At 68.2% G+C, this 18,497-nt stretch carries 16 protein-coding genes; 8 read left to right on the top strand and 8 right to left on the bottom strand.

What is annotated here, in order from left to right:
* Positions 1-149: 149 nt before the first annotated feature.
* Positions 150-755 (top strand): hypothetical protein, encoded by a 606-nt coding sequence (locus RKE50_RS08890; protein ID WP_350035966.1) that lies wholly within the window; start codon positions 150-152, stop codon positions 753-755.
* Between the two features lie 6 nt (positions 756-761).
* Here RKE50_RS08890 and RKE50_RS08885 read toward each other — a convergent pair whose 3' ends face one another.
* The 5 genes from RKE50_RS08885 to RKE50_RS08865 form a co-directional block, all read right to left on the bottom strand.
* A complete protein-coding gene (locus RKE50_RS08885) occupies positions 762-1,703 on the bottom strand; it encodes an NAD(P)-dependent oxidoreductase (protein ID WP_350035964.1) in 942 nt (313 codons plus the stop codon).
* Between the two features lies 1 nt (position 1,704).
* Complete coding sequence (locus tag RKE50_RS08880) at positions 1,705-2,322, bottom strand: hypothetical protein (RefSeq protein ID WP_350035962.1); 618 nt, start codon at positions 2,320-2,322, stop codon at positions 1,705-1,707.
* 3 nt (positions 2,323-2,325) lie between these two features.
* Positions 2,326-3,558 (bottom strand): acetyl-CoA C-acetyltransferase, encoded by a 1,233-nt coding sequence (locus RKE50_RS08875; RefSeq protein WP_350035961.1) that lies wholly within the window; start codon positions 3,556-3,558, stop codon positions 2,326-2,328.
* Positions 3,559-3,568: 10 nt separating this feature from the next.
* Positions 3,569-4,339: a crotonase/enoyl-CoA hydratase family protein gene (locus RKE50_RS08870; RefSeq protein ID WP_350035959.1), complete on the bottom strand. Its 771-nt coding sequence runs from the start codon at positions 4,337-4,339 to the stop codon at positions 3,569-3,571.
* Positions 4,340-4,453: 114 nt separating this feature from the next.
* A complete protein-coding gene (locus RKE50_RS08865; RefSeq protein ID WP_350035958.1) occupies positions 4,454-5,680 on the bottom strand; it encodes an acyl-CoA dehydrogenase family protein in 1,227 nt (408 codons plus the stop codon).
* A 201-nt stretch (positions 5,681-5,881) separates the two neighbouring features.
* Here RKE50_RS08865 and doeB2 point away from each other — a divergent pair, with 201 nt between their 5' ends.
* The 7 genes from doeB2 to pip all read left to right on the top strand — a co-directional run bounded on the left by doeB2 (position 5,882) and on the right by pip (position 15,893).
* A complete protein-coding gene (gene doeB2 / locus RKE50_RS08860; protein ID WP_350035957.1) occupies positions 5,882-7,099 on the top strand; it encodes a N(2)-acetyl-L-2,4-diaminobutanoate deacetylase DoeB2 in 1,218 nt (405 codons plus the stop codon).
* Positions 7,096-8,400: an aspartate aminotransferase family protein gene (locus tag RKE50_RS08855; RefSeq protein ID WP_350035956.1), complete on the top strand. Its 1,305-nt coding sequence runs from the start codon at positions 7,096-7,098 to the stop codon at positions 8,398-8,400. Before doeB2 ends, RKE50_RS08855 begins: the two co-directional genes overlap by 4 nt.
* A complete protein-coding gene (gene doeA, locus RKE50_RS08850; protein WP_350035955.1) occupies positions 8,397-9,701 on the top strand; it encodes an ectoine hydrolase in 1,305 nt (434 codons plus the stop codon). Before RKE50_RS08855 ends, doeA begins: the two co-directional genes overlap by 4 nt.
* On the top strand, positions 9,685-11,058 hold the full coding sequence (locus RKE50_RS08845) for an NAD-dependent succinate-semialdehyde dehydrogenase (protein ID WP_350035953.1): 1,374 nt from the start codon (positions 9,685-9,687) through the stop codon (positions 11,056-11,058). Before doeA ends, RKE50_RS08845 begins: the two co-directional genes overlap by 17 nt.
* Positions 11,059-11,201: 143 nt before the next feature.
* A complete protein-coding gene (locus tag RKE50_RS08840; RefSeq protein WP_350035952.1) occupies positions 11,202-13,673 on the top strand; it encodes a TonB-dependent receptor in 2,472 nt (823 codons plus the stop codon).
* Between the two features lie 83 nt (positions 13,674-13,756).
* Complete coding sequence (dinB, locus tag RKE50_RS08835; protein ID WP_350035950.1) at positions 13,757-14,866, top strand: DNA polymerase IV; 1,110 nt, start codon at positions 13,757-13,759, stop codon at positions 14,864-14,866.
* Positions 14,867-14,948: 82 nt separating this feature from the next.
* Positions 14,949-15,893: a prolyl aminopeptidase gene (gene pip, locus RKE50_RS08830; RefSeq protein WP_350035948.1), complete on the top strand. Its 945-nt coding sequence runs from the start codon at positions 14,949-14,951 to the stop codon at positions 15,891-15,893.
* Here the strand turns inward: pip and RKE50_RS08825 are convergent.
* From RKE50_RS08825 to RKE50_RS08815, 3 genes are read right to left on the bottom strand one after another with little or no spacing between them, the layout of a single operon-like run.
* Positions 15,890-16,015: a DUF2474 family protein gene (locus RKE50_RS08825; protein WP_350035946.1), complete on the bottom strand. Its 126-nt coding sequence runs from the start codon at positions 16,013-16,015 to the stop codon at positions 15,890-15,892. The two genes, pip and RKE50_RS08825, sit on opposite strands and share 4 nt — an antisense overlap.
* Entirely contained in the window at positions 16,015-17,016 is a 1,002-nt protein-coding gene (cydB, locus tag RKE50_RS08820) for a cytochrome d ubiquinol oxidase subunit II (RefSeq protein WP_350035944.1), read from the bottom strand. The genes RKE50_RS08825 and cydB overlap by 1 nt, the downstream gene beginning before the upstream one ends.
* Entirely contained in the window at positions 17,007-18,431 is a 1,425-nt protein-coding gene (locus tag RKE50_RS08815) for a cytochrome ubiquinol oxidase subunit I (RefSeq protein WP_350035943.1), read from the bottom strand. Before RKE50_RS08815 ends, cydB begins: the two co-directional genes overlap by 10 nt.
* Between the last annotated feature and the right edge of the window lie 66 nt (positions 18,432-18,497).

Raw genomic sequence — 18,497 nt, 5'->3', positions numbered from 1 at the left:
CGTCGCCGGCGCAGAGATGGCTTCATCATCTGGTGGGAACTCGTCTGGTGGGGGCGTCTCGACGCAGCCGCCGCGAGGTGTTTCCCGCGCACGGCCTGTCGGCGTAAAGTGTCCGCGCAGCATCCCCGATAAGGACGTGGAATAACGCTATGACCATCGACGCGCTATGGAGCAGTCTCGCCGGCTGGATCCTCGGTCACAGCTGGCAGCTGGGTATCACGATTGTCGTGCTGCTCGGCTATGCCCTTTTCAACCGGGTCACTGCTCCCCGGCTCGCTGCGAGCGCGGATCACGGGCGTTTCACGGAGGGGGCCGCGGACAATGCGGTACGCGTTGCGCGGCTCCTGGCGACGATTGTCGGCGGGCTGACGCTGGCGCTTATCTGGGGCGATCTCGCCTCGGTGCTGGTGATCGCCGGTACGACGCTGACTCTCCTCGGCGTGGCGCTGTTTGCCTCCTGGTCGCTGCTCAGCAATGTGACTGCCTATTTTGTGCTCATGCTGCACCCCGCGTTCCGCCGCGGCACTTTCATCAGAATCATCGACGCCGACAACTACGTCGAGGGCTATGTCGCCGATCTCAACCTGTTCAGCGCCCGACTCATCACCGAGAACCGCGAGGTGGCGCTGTACCCGAACAACCTGATCCTGGGGCGACCGTGCCTGATCAATCCGCGCGACCGTCTCGGGGGCGTCGGCAAACTGCCGGCCAGGACGCAAGCCAGCGAACCTGCCGGCGCCGCCCGAGCCCCCTGACGGGGGCTAGTAGCCCCTTTCGAAAGTAACCACGTCCCGTAGCGCTTCCCCCGCCCGATACCGGGCGAGGTTGGCCAGGAACAGCTCGACGATGGCGCCCGGGTCCGTGGGTGCGGCGGTGTGCGAGGTGATGTAGAGGTTGTCTACCTGCCAGAGCGGGTCGTCGTCGGCGAGGGGCTCCTCCGGGAATACGTCGAGTACGGCCGCGCGCAGCTGGCCGGTGCCGAGGGCCGTGACCACCGCGCCGGTATCCACGGTGCTGCCGCGGCCGCCGTTGAGGAAGATGGCGCCGTGGGGCAGGGCCGCGAGGAACTCCCGATCGACCAGCGCCGCCGAAGCGGGGGTATCCGGCAGCAGGGCCAGCAGGTAGTCGCAGCCGGCGGCAAAGCGCGCCGCCTCCGCGAGGGCAAAGGTCTCCGTGAAACCTTCGGCCGCATGGCCGCTGCGATTCAGTCCGCGGGACTCGATATCCAGCGCGGCCGCGGCTCTCGCCACGGCCCGGCCGATGGCCCCGGTGCCGAGAATCCCGAGGCGCTTGCCCGCGACCGTGCCGTCCCGCGTGCCGTCCCAGCGGGTGGCCCGGCTGCGGTGCAGGATGCTGCGCTCCAGCGCGAGCAGCCAGCCCAGGACCCACTCGGCCATGGCCTGGCCGAAGATGCCGCGCACCCCGGTCAGCGTGTAGTTCCGCCGCGGGTGATCGACCAGCGGTCGCACGCCGGCCCAGGTGGACTGGGCCCAGCGCAGCCGGGGCAGGGCGTCCAGGCACCCGGCGAGCAACGTCGGGTTGGCCAGGGCCAGCGTGGTGCCGCTCCCGATCTCACGGGCCGTCGCGGCTTCAGGGCAGGTCGTGACAGTGAGATCCGGCGGCAACCGGCCTGCCATGCGGGCTACCAGGTCGTCGGCGTCGGCAGTGAGCACCAGGAGTTGGTCCTGTTCCGGCTCCGCCACGTCAGAACTGACCGCTGGTCGTGGGGCAGTGTTCGACCGGCATAGGCATGGCCCCGGCGAGCCCGGCCTGCCAGCAGTCGCCGAGGCTGGAGCAGTAGCAGACGGTCGCTTCCCAGTGCTCGCCGAGCGCGTTCATCAGTTCGATGGCGTCGGCGTCCTTGTTCCCGGGGAGTTCAAAGATAAAGGGGTCGACACTGTCGCCGGCGGCGAGGATTCGCCCGGACACCAACTGCACGGCTCGCTCCTCCGCGCCGGCCGGCATGGCAGCAGCAACCGCCGCCAGGTCGGCGAGCGGCATGCCCTCGTGGTGCAGGGTCATGCCCTGCACTAGGGCGGGCCCCACGCCCGCATTCTGTATTCGCATACCGAGCAGCAAATGCTCGCCGTCGCGGGTGACGAAGCCGTCGAGCTGCAACGCGGGCCAGACCGACGCGGCGATTTCCTCGCGCATGACCCGGCCCTGGTCCCAGCTCATGTAAAGGGCGGCGAGGCCGACGACGATGGCCATGACCGAGCCGACGGTCTCGAAGTGCTGGTACCAGGGGCGCCCCGGCGGCGGCGCTGCCGGCGCGGGCTGCGCCGGTTGGGCCGGCGGTGTCGGGGCCTCGTCCCGGTCCACGGTCTAGACCCGCTCGATGATGACCGCCGGGGCCATGCCGCCGGCGGCGCACATGGTGACGAGGCCCACCTGCTTATCCTGGCGCTCGAGCTCGTTGAGGAGCGTGCCGATCAGGATGGAACCGGTGGCGCCGATCGGATGGCCGAGGGCCATGGCACCGCCGTTGACGTTCACCCGCTCGCGGTCGAGGTCGAGGTCGCGGATGAACTTCTCGGCGACCACGGCGAAGGCCTCGTTGATCTCGAAGAGGTCGATGTCGGCCAGGGTCATGCCGGCTCTCTCGAGCACCTTCCTTGCCGCCGGCACCGGTGCGTTCAGCATCAGCACCGGCGAGTCGCCGACGTTGGCCATGGCCCGCACCCGGGCCCGGGGCTTGAGCCCGTGGGCCTTCGCATAGTCCGGGGAAGCAAGGAGCAGGGCGGCGGCGCCGTCGACGACGCCGGAGGAGTTCCCCGCGTGGTGCACGTGGTTGATGGCGAGGTCCGGGTAGGCCTGCAGGACCAGGCTGCGGAAGGTGGTGCCGTCATCGTTCAGCGGGTAGTCCGCCAGTGCCTCGAAAGCCGGCTTCAGCCCCGCGAGGCTTTCGAGGGTGGTGTCGGGCCGCGGGAACTCCTCGTGGTCCAGCGCCAGGCTGCCGTCCGGGTTGTGCACCGGCACGAGGCTGCGGCCGAAGCGCCCCTCCTCGACGGCACGGGCGGCGCGCTGCTGCGAGGTCAGGGCGAGCCGGTCGAGGGCGTCCCGGTCGATCCCCTCGAGGGTGGCGATGGTATCGGCGCAGAGCCCCTGGTGCGGCTGCGGGTGTTTTGCCCGCAGGCGCAGGTTGTCGCTGTCGATGAAGGGCGACTGGGTAGGGTCCGAGCCGAAGGTCGACATCATCTCGCAGCCGCCGGCGACCACGAGGTCTTCCATGCCGCTCATGATCGAGGCGGCGGCGAAGTTCACGCTGGTGATGCCGGAGCCGCAGAAGCGGTCGAGGGTGACGCCCGAGGAGCGCACGTCGTAGCCCGCATCCAGCGCCGCCATGCGGGCGAGGTCGCCGCCCTGCTGGCCGCGCTGCGTGCTGGTGCCGAAGATGACGTCGTCCACCTCGGCGGTGTCGATGCCGGTACGTTCGGCGAGGGCGGCGAGCACCGTTGCCCCGAGGTGCTGCGGGTGCAGGTGGGCGAGGGCCCCCTTGCCTTTCTTGCCGATGCCGCGGGGCGTGCGGCAGGCGTCGATGATCCAGGCTTCGTTCATGGCCGCGCCCTCACTTGCCTTTCCACACGGGGGCGCGCTTCTCGGCGAAGGCCGTGGCCCCCTCGATGGCGTCCTCGCTCGTGAGCACGTCCCGGAGCAGCGCGTTCTGGCGGTCAAACATTTCCTCGCTGCTCCAGTCCTGGGCCGCGGCGATGACCTGCTTGCTGCGGGCGACGGCGAGGGGTCCGTTGGCCGCGATCTTTACCGCCAGAGCGGTGGCGGCTTCGAGTGCTGTGCCCGGCTTGACGACACGGTTGACGAGACCGATCTCGGCGGCGCGGCTGGCGCTGATGAAATCGCCGGTCAGCGCCAGCTCCATGGCCAGCCGCGGCGGCACCTGCTTCGGCAGCTTCACCAGGCCCCCCGCGGCGGCGGCCAGGCCACGCTTCACCTCGGGAATTCCGAACTGGCTGTCTTCGGCGGCGACGATGAGGTCGCAGCTGATGGCCACCTCGAAGCCGCCGGCCAGTGCATAGCCCTCGACCGCTGCGATCAGGGGTTTGCTCACCTGCCGCTCGACCAGGCCTGCGAAACCGTGGCCCTCGACCATCGGCATCTCGCCGGTGACGAAGGCCTTGAGGTCCATCCCGGAACAGAAGGTGCCGCCGGCGCCGGTGATGATGCCGACGCGGAGGCTGTCGTCGCTCTCGAGCTGGTCGAGGGCCGCGCTCACGGCCTCGGCGGTGACCTTGTTGACGGCGTTCTTTGCCTTCGGCCGGTTGAGGGTGATGACCAGGACGCCGTCCCGGGTTTCTGTCAGGACTTCTGCTTCTTCGCTCAAGGGGTTTCTCCTGTTGCCGGTGTTTGCTGTCTGTCGGTGTTCACTGTCATTGGGGGTTTGCGTGTGTAGGCTTTTCCATTCCGTCTGCCGTCCTTGCAGGGCGCCGCGCCCGGCTCAAGCCTCGCCGCTGTAGCGCTCGATCACCTGCTTGCCGAGCGCCATCATGTGGACCTCGTCCGGGCCGTCCGCCTGGCGGCACCAGCGGGCGTAGCTGAAGGCCTCGGCCATCATCCAGTCTTCCGTGAGGCCACCGGCGCCGTGCACCTGCATACAGCGGTCGATCACGTTCTGGGCCATGAGCGGCACGGCGATCTTGGCGGCGGCGATCATGTCGCGGGCAGCCTGCGCGCCGACCTCGTCCATGCGCTTGCAGGCCTTGAGCACCAGCATGCGCATCATCTCGATCTCCGCGAAGCTCTGCGCGATGCCCTCGCGAACCGACTGGTGCTTGGCCAGGGGCCGGCCGAAGGTTTCGCGCCGGGTCACGCGCTGGCAGGCGAGCTCGAGGGAGCGCTGGGCGGCGCCGACGAGACGCATGCAGTGGTGCATGCGGCCCGGTCCGAGGCGGCCCTGGGCGATCTCGAAGCCGCGTCCCTCGCCGAGGAGCATGTTCTCGAGCGGCACGCGCACATCGTTGAAGCGCAGCTCGGCATGGCCGTGGGGCGCGTCGTCGTAGCCGAGCGTGGTAAGCGGCCGGATGATTTCCAGCCCGGGGGTACCGCGGGGTACCAGGACCTGCGACTGCTGCTGGTGGCGGTTGGGGTTACCGGGGTCCGACTTGCCCATGACGATGAAGATCTCGGTGCGTTCGTACATCGCCCCGGTGATGAACCACTTGCGCCCGTTGAGAACCCATTCATCGCCCTCGCGGACAATGGAGAGCTGGACGTTGGTGGCGTCGGAGGAGGCGACCTGCGGCTCGGTCATGGCGTAGGCGGAGCGGATCTCGCCGTCCAGCAGCTGCCGCAGCCAGCGCTCCTGCTGGGCCTCGGAGCCGTACTTCATCAGCACTTCCATGTTGCCGGTGTCCGGGGCGTTGCAGTTGAAGACCTCCGGCGACCAGAGCACGCGGCCCATGATTTCGGCGAGCGGGGCGTAGTCGAAGTTGCCGATGCCCTCGTGGTCACAAAACTTTGCCAGGGAGGGGGGAATGAACAGGTTCCAGAGCCCGGCCTCGCGGGCCTTCACCTTCAGCTCCTCGACGATGGGGACCGGGGCGAAGCGGTTCTCCGCGGCGGCCAGCTGTTCGGCGAAGGTGTGCTCGTTGGGATAGACGTGTTCGTCCATGAAGGCCTGCAGGCGCGCCTGCAGATCCCGGGACTGCTCGCTGAATTCGAACATGAAACTTCCTTGTGACTGCTTTCTTCTGGTCGGTGTTCCTTGCGGAGCGCATACCTTAGCGCCTGTGGGCCACCAAGGCCACGACGGGATTCTGCCCTGTGCAACACTTGCAGTGGCGCGCGCTGGACCCTAGGGTAGGGGGATGCTGACTGCCCCTCACAGGATCCGCAGGATCGTGAGACGGGCCCGGCGAGGCGCGCGATGAGCGCGGCTCCCTGGGACAGCGCCGTGGCACGCGCCATCGAGTTGCGGCGGGCACTGCATGCCGAGCCCGAGCTCACTTGGGCCGAGCACGACACGGCGGCGCGGGTGCGCGCCGCCCTCGACGGGCTGGGCATAGCCTGGTGCGCCTGTGCCGATACGGGGACGGTCGCGACCCTCGCGCCCGCTGCCGGCGGCCGCCACATCGCCCTGCGCGCCGACCTCGACGCCCTGCCTATCCACGAGCAGACCGGCCTGCCCTGGCGCTCGCGGCGCGAGGGCTGCATGCATGCCTGCGGGCACGATGGCCACACGGCGACGCTCTACGCCGCCGCGGCCTGGCTGGCCGCGGTGGAGGACCGCCTGCCGGGGCCGGTGACGCTCCTGTTCCAGCCGGCGGAAGAGGGCGGTCACGGCGCCGAGCGCATGATCAGCGACGGTGCCCTGGACGGGGTCGACGCCGTCTTCGGCTGGCACAACTGGCCGGCTATTCCCTTCGGCCGGGCGGTCTGCCCGGACGGCGTCGTGATGGCCGGCAACGGCACCTACCGCCTCACGCTGCGCGGCGCCGGCGGCCACGCGAGCCAGCCGGAACTCTGCCGCGACCCGGTGCTGGCCGCAGCTGCGGTGGTGCAGGCGCTGCAGCAGATCGTCAGCCGCCGCCTGCCGGCCCAGGCGGCGACGGTGCTGAGTATCACGTCCATCGACGCGCGCAGCAACCCGACGGTCATCCCGGACGACGCGGTGATCGAGGGCAGCTTCCGCATCGCAGACGCCGCCGATCGCGAGCGCCTGGGTGAACTCATGACGGAAATCGCCACCGGCACCGCGGCCGGCTATGGCGTGGCCTGCGAGGTGGAGCTGTTTCCGCGCTACGGCCCCACCGTGAACCACGCGGAGGAGGCCGCCTGCTACCGCGGAGCCCTCGCGGCGGAGTTCGGGCCGGCCGTGCTCGACGGCGGGACGCGCCTGCCGATCATGGCCTCGGAGGACTTCAGCTACTACCTGCGCGAGCGCCCCGGGGCCTTCGCCCTCGTGGGTGCTGGTGATGATCAGGCCTGCCACCAGGTGCCGTGCCACAGCGCCCGCTACGACTTCAATGATGCATTGATTGCCCCCATGGCCCGCGTGTATGCGCGCCTTGCCGGGGCCCCCTTGCCGGATGCCCCGGTGGCGCATCCGCTACCCGACGAAGCAACCACAGAGGAAAGGCAATGAATACAGCCATGAACGCTCCGGAGGGAGTTGACGTGTTTCAACAGTGGGAGTCTGAACTGCGCGGCTACTGCCGCCTGTACCCCACGGTCTTCAAGTCGGCGTCCAACGCCCGCCAGGTCGACGAGGCGGGCAAGTCCTATATCGATTTCTTCGCCGGTGCCGGCGTGCTCAACTTCGGCCACAACAACCCGCGCATGAAGAAGGCGATCATCGATTACATCGAGGCCGACGGCGTTGCCCACAGCCTCGACATGCACACGACGGCCAAGCGCGAGTTCCTGCAGGGTTTTGTAGACACGATCCTGAAGCCCCGGAACATGAACTACCGCATGACCTTTATGGGACCCACGGGCACGAACGCCGTCGAGACCGCACTCAAGCTGGCGCGCAGGGTCACGGGGCGGCAGTCCGTCGTGGCCTACACTTCCGGCTTCCACGGCATGACCCTCGGCTCCCTGGCCGCCACCGCCAACAGTTATTTCCGCAATGCCGCCGGTGTGCCCCTGGAGCACGTGCTGCGGCAGCCTTTCGGCTGCGAGAAAGTCTGCCTCGGCTGCAACAAGGGCTGTGGCATGGCCTCGCTCGACGCCCTGCGCGGCCAGCTCGAGAATTCCTCATCCGGCCTCGAGCCGCCGGCCGCGTTCCTGGTAGAGGCAATCCAGGCCGAGGGCGGCGTGCATGTGGCAAGTGCCGAGTGGCTGCGCGCGGTCGAACAGCTCGCCAGAGACGTGGGTGCCCTGTTCATCATCGATGATATCCAGGCCGGCTGCGGCCGCACCGGCTCCTACTTCAGCTTCGACGGTATGGGGCTGGACCCGGATATCATTACCCTGGCGAAGGGGATCGGCGGCTTCGGCACGCCCCTGGCGATGAACCTGGTCAAGCCCGAGCACGACGATCACTGGCAGCCGGGCGAGCACACCGGCACCTTCCGCGGCCAGGGCCTCTCCTTTGTCGCCGGCCGCGAGGCGCTCGCTTACTTCGAGGACGACGCGCTGATGACGGAAGTCGCCGCCAAGGGGCAACGCATGGCCGAGCGGCTGCAGGCCTTCGCCGACAGCAGGGATCACCCCATGCAGGTGCGCGGCAAGGGAATGATGCAGGCCCTCGATGTCGGCGACGGGGCCATCACCAAGGAAGTGTGCACGCGTTGTTTCCGTGACGGTCTGCTGGTCGGTGCCAGCGGCACGGGCGGCTCGACCTTCAAGCTCATCCCGCCGCTCACGATCCCCGACGAAGACCTCGATGAGGGGGTCGACATTCTTCTGCGCAACCTGGAGGCCGTCCTGGAGGAGCAATGAGACAGCGCGATGACATGACCTTCCCCTTCGAGGAGTACGAGCGCCGGGTGCGCGAACTGCGCGAGCGCATGGCCGAGCGACTCCTCGATGCGGTGGTGATCACGGATCCGGAAAACCTGATGTACCTCACGGACTACCAGACCACGGGCTACTCCTTCTTCCAGGCCCTGGTCGTGCCGCTCGACGACGAGCCCTTCATGATCACCCGCCACCTGGAGGAGTCGAACGTTCACGCGCGCACCTGGGTGGAGAAGACCCGGCCCTACCCGGACACCGGGGATGCCATCCAGAAGCTGCTGAGTGCGCTGCGGGAGTTCGGCCTGTACGGCAAGAACGTGGGCTACGAGCGCAACAGCTACTTCTTCCCCGCCTACCACCAGGACAGCATCCATACGAACTTTCTCGACGGGCGTCTCATGGACTGCTTCGGCATTGTCGAGGAGGGCCGCGTGCGCAAATCCCCGGCGGAGGTCGAGATCATGCGACGGGCGGCGGCGGCGACGGAGGCCGGCATGCGCGCGGGTTTCGAGGCCTGCGAGGCCGGCGTCACCGAGAACGAGATCGGCGCCGCCATTTCCGCGGCCATGTTCCGCGCCGGCGGTGAGCCGCCCGCGGTCATGCCCTATGTCGTTTCGGGTCCCCGGTCGATGATCGGCCATGCCACCTGGGAGGGGAGGACCGTGCAGCCGGGTGAGCATGTGTTCCTCGAGGTCGGCGGCTGTTTCCGCCGCTACCACACGGCGATGATGCGGACGGTGGTTTGCGGCGAGCTTACCGACGTCATGCGGCAGGCCCAGGAACGCATGAAGTTCGCCCTCGACGAAGTGCACAAGCAGGTGCAGCCGGGCCTGACGGTCTCCGACGTGGACAACCTGGTCCGCAACATCATCAACGACAACATGGTCGGCGCCAGCCTGATCACCCGCTCGGGCTACTCGATCGGCATTGCCTTCCCGCCGTCCTGGGACGAGGGCTACATCATCAGCCTGAAACAGGGCGACTCGCGGGTCCTCAAGGAGGGCATGACCTTCCACCTCATTCCCTGGATGTGGGGCGTGGAGGGCAACAAGACCGTCGGCATCTCGGACACCTTCCTGGTGACCGCCGACGGCTGCGAGAGCTTCTTCACGCTCGATCGGGACTTCGTGCTGAAGCCGGCGAGCGGCAAGGCCGCCGGCAGCACGAAGCCGTCCGCTGCAGCACCGCCGCGTGCCGCGAAGGCCAATGGCGAGGACCATCATCACGAGCATCGTACGGACCATCGCAAGAACCAGGGAGCCACCCATGCAGAGAGTGATTGACCCGACCACCGGTCACCTGCTCCGGGAAGTGCCCTACGCCGACGCGGGGCAGGTGGAGGCGGCGCTCGCCGCGAGCCACGCCTGCTTCCGGGACTGGCGCCGCGCCAGCTTCGCCGAGCGCGGTGAGGTGCTGCGCGCGGTGGCACAGCGCATGCGCGACGACGTCGAGCAGCTGGCGCCACTCATGACCGAGGAGATGGGCAAGCCCATCCGCGAAGCCCGCGGCGAGGTGGAGAAGGCCGCCTGGGCGGCGGACCACTACGCCGAGCACGCCGAGGCCTACCTCGAGCCGCTGTCCCTGGCGTCCGATGCCACCCACAGCTACGTGCAGCACCTGCCCATCGGCACGGTGCTCGGCGTGCTGCCCTGGAATGCGCCTTTCTGGCTGGCCTTCCGCTTTGCGGCACCGGCGCTAATGGCCGGCAACACCTGCCTCATGAAGCACGACGCACACGTGCCGTCCTCGGCCGCCGCCATCGGGGCGCTCTTCGAGCAGGTCGGTGCGCCCGCGGGTCTCTTCCAGGACCTGCCCATGGACCACGCCGCGGTAGCGGACGTCATCCGGGACGACCGCGTGCGGGCGGTCTCCTTCACCGGCTCCGACCGCGGCGGGGCGGCGGTGGCCGCGCTTGCTGCCGCCGAGATCAAGCCGGCGGTGCTCGAGCTGGGTGGCTCGGACCCCTGCATCGTTCTCGCCGATGCGGACCTCGAGGCGGCGGCCGACGTGATCACGCTGTCGCGCATCATCAACGCGGGGCAGAGCTGCATCGCCGCGAAGCGCATTATCGTCGAGGACGCGGTGTACGATGAGCTCTCGGCGCTGCTCGAGGAGCGGCTGGCGGCGCTCACCGTGGGCGACCCGCGCGAGGAAAGCACGGATGTCGGCCCCATCGCCCGCGAAGACCTGCGCGACAACCTGCACCGGCAGGTGCAGGAAACGGTGGCCGCGGGCGCCCGCTGCCGTCTCGGCGGTGAACTGCCCGACGGCGGCGGTTTCTTCTACCCGGTCACGCTGCTCACGGAAGTGACCCAGGCGATGACCGCTGCCCGCGAGGAGACCTTCGGTCCGGTCATGGCACTGCTCCGCGCCGGCGATGCGGAGGCCGCGATCGCCATGGCCAACGACACCCGTTACGGCCTCGCCGCCTCGGTCTGGGGCGAGACCGCGCGTGCCGAGGCCATCGCCGCGCGGCTGGACACGGGGCAGGTCGCCGTCAACGGCATCGTCAAAACCGACCCGCGGCTGCCCAGCGGGGGGGTCAAGCGCTCGGGGTACGGGCGTGAACTCGGCCCGCACGGCATCCATGCCTTCGTCAACGCACAGCAGGTCTGGGTGGGTCCCAAGCAGGGAGGTTGACCCGGTTTGAGGGCCGCTCAGGGCGGCAAAATTGGCAAAAATTGGAGGTACGGTGCGGCGGCGTTTTGCTATGCTAGGGTCGGTTGCATAAAAAGACCGGCGCCGCCGGTCCCGTGAAATAACGACAACTACGGGGTAACGCCATGCCTATCGCACCGCAAGTACGTCCTTTATTCGTCCACCGCCGTCCGCTGGTCGCGGGCCTCGCCCTGGCCCTCGCGGCCGGCGCCCAGGCCCAGGACCTGATGCTCGAAGAGGTGATCGTCACCGCCCAGAAGCGGGCCGAGAGCCTGCAGGACGTGCCGATCTCGGTCAGCGCCGTGAGCGGTGACAAGCTCGTCGAGGCGAATATCACCAACCTCGAGGCGCTGACGACCTACGTGCCGAACTTCTCCATGAACCAGAGCGGCATCTCGAACAACATCACGATCCGCGGCGTGAGCTCCGGCATCAACCCGGGCTTCGAGCAGTCCACAGGCATGTACGTGGACAACATTTACTACGGTCGGGGCCAGCTTGCGCGTGCGCCGCTCTTCGACCTCGAGCGCATCGAGGTCCTGCGCGGGCCGCAGCCGATTCTCTTCGGCAAGAACAGCATCGCCGGCGCGGTCAGCATGGTCACTGCCCGGCCGACGGACACCTTCGAGGGTTCGATCACCGCACTCTATGAGACGGAAGAGGAGCGACAGGACTACCGGCTGGTTCTTTCCGGTCCGATCACTGACAGCCTGTCCGGGCGCCTGGGCATTCTGTATCGCGACGTGGAAGGGCCTTACACCAATACCTTCAACGGCGATGACGAAAAGCAGGAAGAAGAATCGGTCATCCGTGGCTCACTGCTCTGGGAGCCAACCGACCGCCTTTCCATCTGGGCAAAGTATGAACGCTCCGACTTTGACGATAACGGCCGCAACGTGGAAATGACGCAGAGCATCGTCCGCGAGGATCTTGCTGGTACCGGGGTCGGGGTGGACTACATCACAGCTCTCGATACGGCGGTTGCGGCCGGTAACAACCTGCTCGGCTTCGATCCGCCGATCGAGTACAGCGGCGTGGATGGTGAACTCGACCGGGTCCGCGGCGGCAATGGTGATTTCCACGACAACCAGTCGGATGTCTTCGTACTGGAACTCGACTACCAGATCGCGGGCGGTACGTTGACCGCGACCACGGGCTGGCTTGAGTACGACTATTTCCAACTCTGTGACTGTGACTTCACTAGCGCGACGGTGTTTGACGCCTTCGGTAACGAGGAGTTCGAACAGTTCAGCCAGGAGGTGCGCTTCAGCTCGGCGGGCGGAGAAACTGTCGATTACATCGTCGGCTTGTATTACCAGACCAACGAACTCGACTTCGCTGACTCGATCAGCGTCCGTGACACCAGCCTCCTGCGAGTGTCCAACCCCGCCTTCGCGAACATCAGCACTCGGCGAAATGCGAATCAGGAAAGTGACATGTGGGCGGTGTTCGCCCAGGCAACCTGGAATATCAACGACCGCCTTCGTCTCGTGCTGGGCGGGCGCTACAGTGAAGAGGACAAGTCTGCCACGAAGCAGCAGGTGCATTTCGCAACGGCCGGTTTCGAGGGAGGAGCGCCGCTGCCGGCTACCGATCCCTCGGGGCAGACCCCGAACATCCTGTTCGGCCTGAATCCGCTCTTTGGCGCCTTTGCGATCGAGCCGTACGATACGATCAACGGCAATCGCCAGGAAGAAGAGTTCAACCCGCTGGTGACACTGCAATGGGATGCCACTGACGACATGATGCTCTACGCCACCTACGTCGAGGGCTTCAAGGCCGGCGGTTTCGACATCCGCTCCAACGGCCACCCGGACCCGAGCGTGGTCAACGCGGTGAACCTGCTCCAGGGTGGCCAAGACATCGTCGGTGTTTTCGAGTTCGAGGACGAGTCTGCCGAGAGTTTCGAGGTCGGCGCGAAAATGGGCATCGGCGACACGGCCGAGCTGAACATCGCGGCCTTCTACACGGAATACACCAATCTGCAAACCAGCCAGTTTGACGGCGTGCTCGGCTTCAACGTACAGAACGCGGGCGAGGCGGAAATCTCCGGGGTCGAGCTGGACGGCCGCTGGCTCGTTACGCAAGGGCTCACGCTCTCAGCTGCACTGGCTTATCTGGACTTCGAGTACACGGACTTCAAGAACAACCAGTGCTGGTTTGGGCAGGAGGTGCTCGACCCCGCTTCGGTGCAGCCCGATGGCGTGACCTGCGATGCTACCGGCGAGCGCAAGGAGTACACGCCGGAATGGACGGGGTCACTCATCGCTGACTACGTGATCCCCCTCGGCGATAGCCTCGAGCTGCGGTCGACCCTGGACCTCAATTACAGCGACTCTTACATTTTCAACCCGACCCTCGACCCGCGGAGTGAGCAGGACAGCTTCACCCGGGTCAACCTACGCGTGGCTCTTGGTGCCGCCAGCGGGCAGTGGGAAGTCGCGTTCGTGGGGCAGAACCTTACGGACGAGGACGTCGTGACCTACGGCGGCGAAGGCCCGCTGGCGGGTACGCTGACCGGTGGCACGGGCATGGGTTACTACAAGTTCCTGGACCGCCCGGCAACCTACGCCGTGCAGGGCACCTACCGCTTCTAGACCCGACCGCAACGACCCGGGCCGGGCGCCCCCCAGGGCGCCCGGCTTTCTTTTTCAGGGGCATGCTGGGCTAAGCTTCGCGCATGACCGAGGAAGCCGACGCCGCGCCGCGCAAGATCATTCACGTCGATATGGACGCGTTCTACGCCAGCGTGGAGCAGCGGGACGATCCGTCGCTGCGCGGGCGTCCGGTGGCTGTGGGCGGGTCGGCGCGCCGGGGCGTGGTGGCGGCGGCGAGCTACGAGGCGCGGGTGTTCGGGGTGCGCTCGGCGATGCCGTCGGTTACGGCGAAGCGGCGTTGCCCCGAGCTGGTGTTCGTCAGTCCGCGCTTCGACCACTACCGGGACATCTCCCGGCAGATCCGGAGCATCTTCGCGCGCTACAGCGACCAGGTGGAGCCGCTGTCGCTCGACGAGGCGTATCTCGACGTGACCGCCGACCGGGCTCGCCTGGGCAGCGCGACGGCGACGGCGCAGGCCATCCGGGCGGCCATCCGCGAGGAGACGGCGCTGACGGCGAGCGCGGGGGTCAGCTACAACAAGTTCCTGGCCAAGATCGCCTCCGACCAGCACAAGCCGGACGGGCTCTGCGTGATTACGCCGGCGCAGGGGCCGGCCTTCGTTGCGGCGCTGCCCGTGCGGCGCTTTCACGGTGTGGGGCCGCGGACCGCGGAGCGCATGGCGCGGCTGGGCATTCACACGGGGGCCGACCTGCGCGCCTGCGAGCGGGCCTTCCTCGAGCGGCATTTCGGCAAGTTTGCCGGCTACCTCTACGGCGCGGCACGAGGGGAAGACCAGCGCCCGGTGCGGCCCGAGCGGCAGCGCAAGTCCATCGGCGCGGAGCGTACCTTCGGTGAGGATCTCGAAGACAGCGCGGCGGTGCAGGCGGCGCTGGACCGGATTGCGGACACGCTCTGGGCGCGGGTCGAGGCGCAGCCGCTGCGCGGTCGTACGGTAACCGTGAAGGTCAAGTACTCGGATTTCCGGCTGCTGACCCGGGCCTGCTCCGTGGCCGTGCCGGTGGAAACGCCGGAGCGGCTGCGCGAGCTGGCGTCCGCGGCCGTCGCGCCGCTGCTGCCGCCGGCGCGGGGCATCCGGCTGCTCGGGATCGCGCTCTCGGCGCTCGCGGCGCCCGGGCCGCCGGCGGCCGCCGTCGCGGAGCCGGCCCCGGGGCAGCAATCGCTCGCCTTCTGAGCATCGCGCCGGGCGATCTTGCCGCGCCCGTTGCCGAGGGGTCATCATGGGCCGACCAACCCGAGACAGAGAGCCCGTGCGCATGGATGCCCTTTATCCCCCGATCGATCCCTACGACCACGGCTGGCTGGCGGTGGGTGATGGCCACGAGATCTACTACGAGCAGTGCGGCAACCCGGCGGGCAAGCCCTGCCTCTTCGTGCACGGCGGCCCGGGGGGCGGGGCGGGCAAGGACGCGCGGCGCTTCTTCGACCCGGAGCGCTACCGCATCGTACTCTTCGACCAGCGCGGCTGTGGCCGGTCCCGGCCCCATGCATCGCTGGAGGCGAACACCACCTGGGACCTCGTTGCCGACATGGAGCGGCTGCGGGAGACCCTCGGCATCGGGCGCTGGCTGGTCTTCGGCGGTTCCTGGGGCAGCACCCTGTCCCTCGCCTACGCGCAGGCCCATCCGGGGGTGGTCAGCGAACTGGTGCTGCGCGGTATCTTCCTGCTGCGGGAGCAGGAGATCCGCTGGTTCTACCAGTACGGTGCCAGCGAAATGTACCCGGACGCCTGGGAGGCCTACCTCGCGCCGATACCGGAGGCCGAGCGCGATGACCTCGTGCAGGCCTTTCACCGGCGGCTGACCGGGCCGGATGAGGAGGAGCGGCTCGCGGCAGCGCGGGCCTGGTCCGTCTGGGAGGCGTCGACCAGCTTCCTGCGGCCGCGGGCGGATTTCGTGGCCCAGCTCGATGCGCCCGCGGCGGCGCTCGCAATGGCGCGCATCGAATGTCACTACTTCGTCAACGGCGGCTTCTTTGAGCGCCCGGAACAACTGATCGAGGGAATCGACCGCATCCGTCACATCCCGGCGGCAATCGTCCAGGGGCGCTACGACGTGGTCTGCCCGCCGGCGACGGCCTGGATGCTGCATCGGGCCTGGCCGGAGGCGGAATTCCACCTCGTGCCCGACGCCGGCCACTCCGCCTTCGACGGCGGCAACGCGGCCGCCCTGGTGGCGGTGACGGACCGCTTCGCGGCCTAGGCGGGGAGCAGCAGGGCGCGCAGCAGGAAGGCCACGGCGCCGACGGCCAGCACGCCCGCACCCCAGAGCGCGATGAACCAGAGCAGCCGCCGCAGCGCGGGCGGCAGCGGCTGGCCGCTCATCAGTGGTAGCCCTCGTCCGGGTCCAGCTTGCCGCGAAATACCCAGTAGGCGTAGCCGGTGTAGCCCAGGATCAGCGGCAGCATGACCAGCGCGCCGACCAGCATGAACCACTGGCTGGAGGGCGGGGCCGCGGCCTCCCAGAGTGTCACCGAGGTGGGGATTATGTAGGGCCAGAGCGAGATGCACAGGCCCACGAAGCAGAGGGCGAAGAGCCCGAGGGTGAGCAGGAACGGCGCGAGATCGTACCCGTCCCGGGTCAGGGAGCGGTAGAGCCAGGTACTGAGCACGGCGACCAGGATGGGGACCGGCGCGGCCACCGCCGCCGTGGGCAGGGTGAACCAGCGCTCCCAGTAGGTAGCCTCCAGGAACGGCGTGGCCAGGCTGACCGCGCCGATCATCGCCACCGTGATGCCGCCCGTGACCACGGCGATGCGCCGGGCGCGGTCATGCACCTCGCCCTCCGTTTTCAGCACCAGCCAGCAGGCGCCGAGGAGCAGGTAACCGACCGCCACCGCGACCCCGGTGAGCAGCGTGAAGGGGGTCAGCCAGTCCCACCAGCCGCCCCCGTAGCTGCGCCCGTCCACGGCAACGCCCTGGAGCACGGCGCCCAGGGCGATGCCCTGGGCCAGGGCAGCGACGGCGGAACCCAGGATGAAGGCCCGGTCCCACCAGCGCCGCCAGCGTTCCGTGCGCCAGCGGTACTCGAAGGCCACGCCGCGGAACACGAGAGCGAGCAGCATGGCGATGATCGGCGTATAGAGCGCCGTCATGTAGATCCCGTAGGCCATCGGGAAGGCGGCGAAGAGACCGCCCCCGCCGAGGATGAGCCAGGTCTCGTTGCCGTCCCAGACCGGCGCCACGGAATTCATGAGCAGGTCGCGGTCGCGGCGCTCGGGAAAAGCCGCGAACAGCATGCCGATACCGAGGTCGAAGCCGTCGAGCACGACGTAGATGAAGACGGCGAGCACCAGCAGGCCGGCCCAGGCGATGGTCAGGTCCACGACGCACCTCCCCTTGACGCGACTTCCTGGAACTGGACGGCCGGCACGGTGCCCGCGGTGCGCAGGGGTCCGTCCGTGGGTGGGCCGCTGACCGTGTCCGGGCCCTGGACCATGAGCCGGAGCACGTAAAAAATCCCGGCGCCGAAGACCAGGAAATAGACCACGGCGAAGATCAGCAGGGAGGTGGCCACGGCCGGTGCGGCGATCGGCGACACGGAGGCGGCGGTGGTGAGCTCACCGTAGACCGTCCAGGGCTGGCGACCGACTTCGGTGGTGACCCAGCCGGCGATGACCGCCACCAGGCCCGACGGCGCGAGGGCCACGGCCGCCCGCTGCAGCCAGCGGTCCTCGTAGAGGCGGCCGCGATAGCGGGCCCAGAGGCTCCACAGGCCGAGGCCCGCCATGGCCAGCCCGAGCCCGACCATGATCCGGAAGGCCCAGAACACCACGCCCACGGGCGGGTGCTCTTCCGGCGGCACCGTGTCGAGACCCGCCAGCGGCGCATCGAGGGCGTGCTTCAGGATCAGCGACGACAGTTTCGGAATTTCCAGCGCGTAGCGCACCTCGCCGGCGGCGGAATCCGGCAGGCCGAGGAGAATCAGCGGTGCGCCATCCGGGTAGCTCCGGTAGTGCCCCTCCATGGCCATCACCTTCACCGGCTGGTGCTCGAGCGTGTTGAGGCCGTGCAGGTCGCCGATGAAGACCTGCAGCGGGGCGACGATGGCGGCCATCCACAGGGCCATGGAAAACATGCGCCGCACCGGGGCGCTGTGCCCGTGGCCACGCAGCAGGTGCCAGGCGGCCACCCCGCCGACCATGAAGGCCGTGGTCAGGTAGGCGGCCGTCAGGGTGTGCGCGAGGCGGTAGGGGAAGCTGGGGTTGAAGATGATCGCAAGCCAGTCCTTCGGCAGGAACTGGCCATTAGCGGCCACCTCGAAGCCCGCCGGCGTCTGCATCCAGCTGTTGACTGCGAGGATCCAGGTGGCGGAGAGCGCCGTGCCGACCGCGACCATGGCGCACGCCAGCATGTGCAGGCGGTCGCCGACGCGCTCGCGGCCGAACAGCATGATGCCGAGGAAGCCCGCCTCGAGGAAGAAGGCCGTGAGCACCTCGTAGGCCATGAGCGGCCCGATGACCGGTCCGGCCCGATCGGAGAACACCGACCAGTTGGTGCCGAACTGGTATGACATGGTGATGCCGGATACGACGCCCATGGCGAAGACCAGGGCGAAGATGCGGATCCAGAACTGGAACAGCGCCAGGTAGCTTCGGTCCCGGGTCCACAGCCAGAGGCCGTTGAGCACCGCCAGGTAGCTGGCGAGGCCGATGGAGAGGGCCGGGAATATGAAGTGGAACGCGACCGTGAAGGCGAACTGGGCGCGTGCCAGCAGGACGGGGTCGAGGGCGTCTAACATGGTCAGCTACGGCAGGGTATCAGATTTGTTACGGGCCGGGCGCGCGCGCGGACTTGCCGGTGCGGT

Origin of the sequence: Pseudohaliea sp. (genome assembly GCF_040217025.1) — a bacterium.
In the GTDB taxonomy this organism is placed as follows: Bacteria; Pseudomonadota; Gammaproteobacteria; order Pseudomonadales; family Halieaceae; genus Pseudohaliea.
This window is presented reverse-complemented; position numbering and strand designations above follow the sequence as displayed.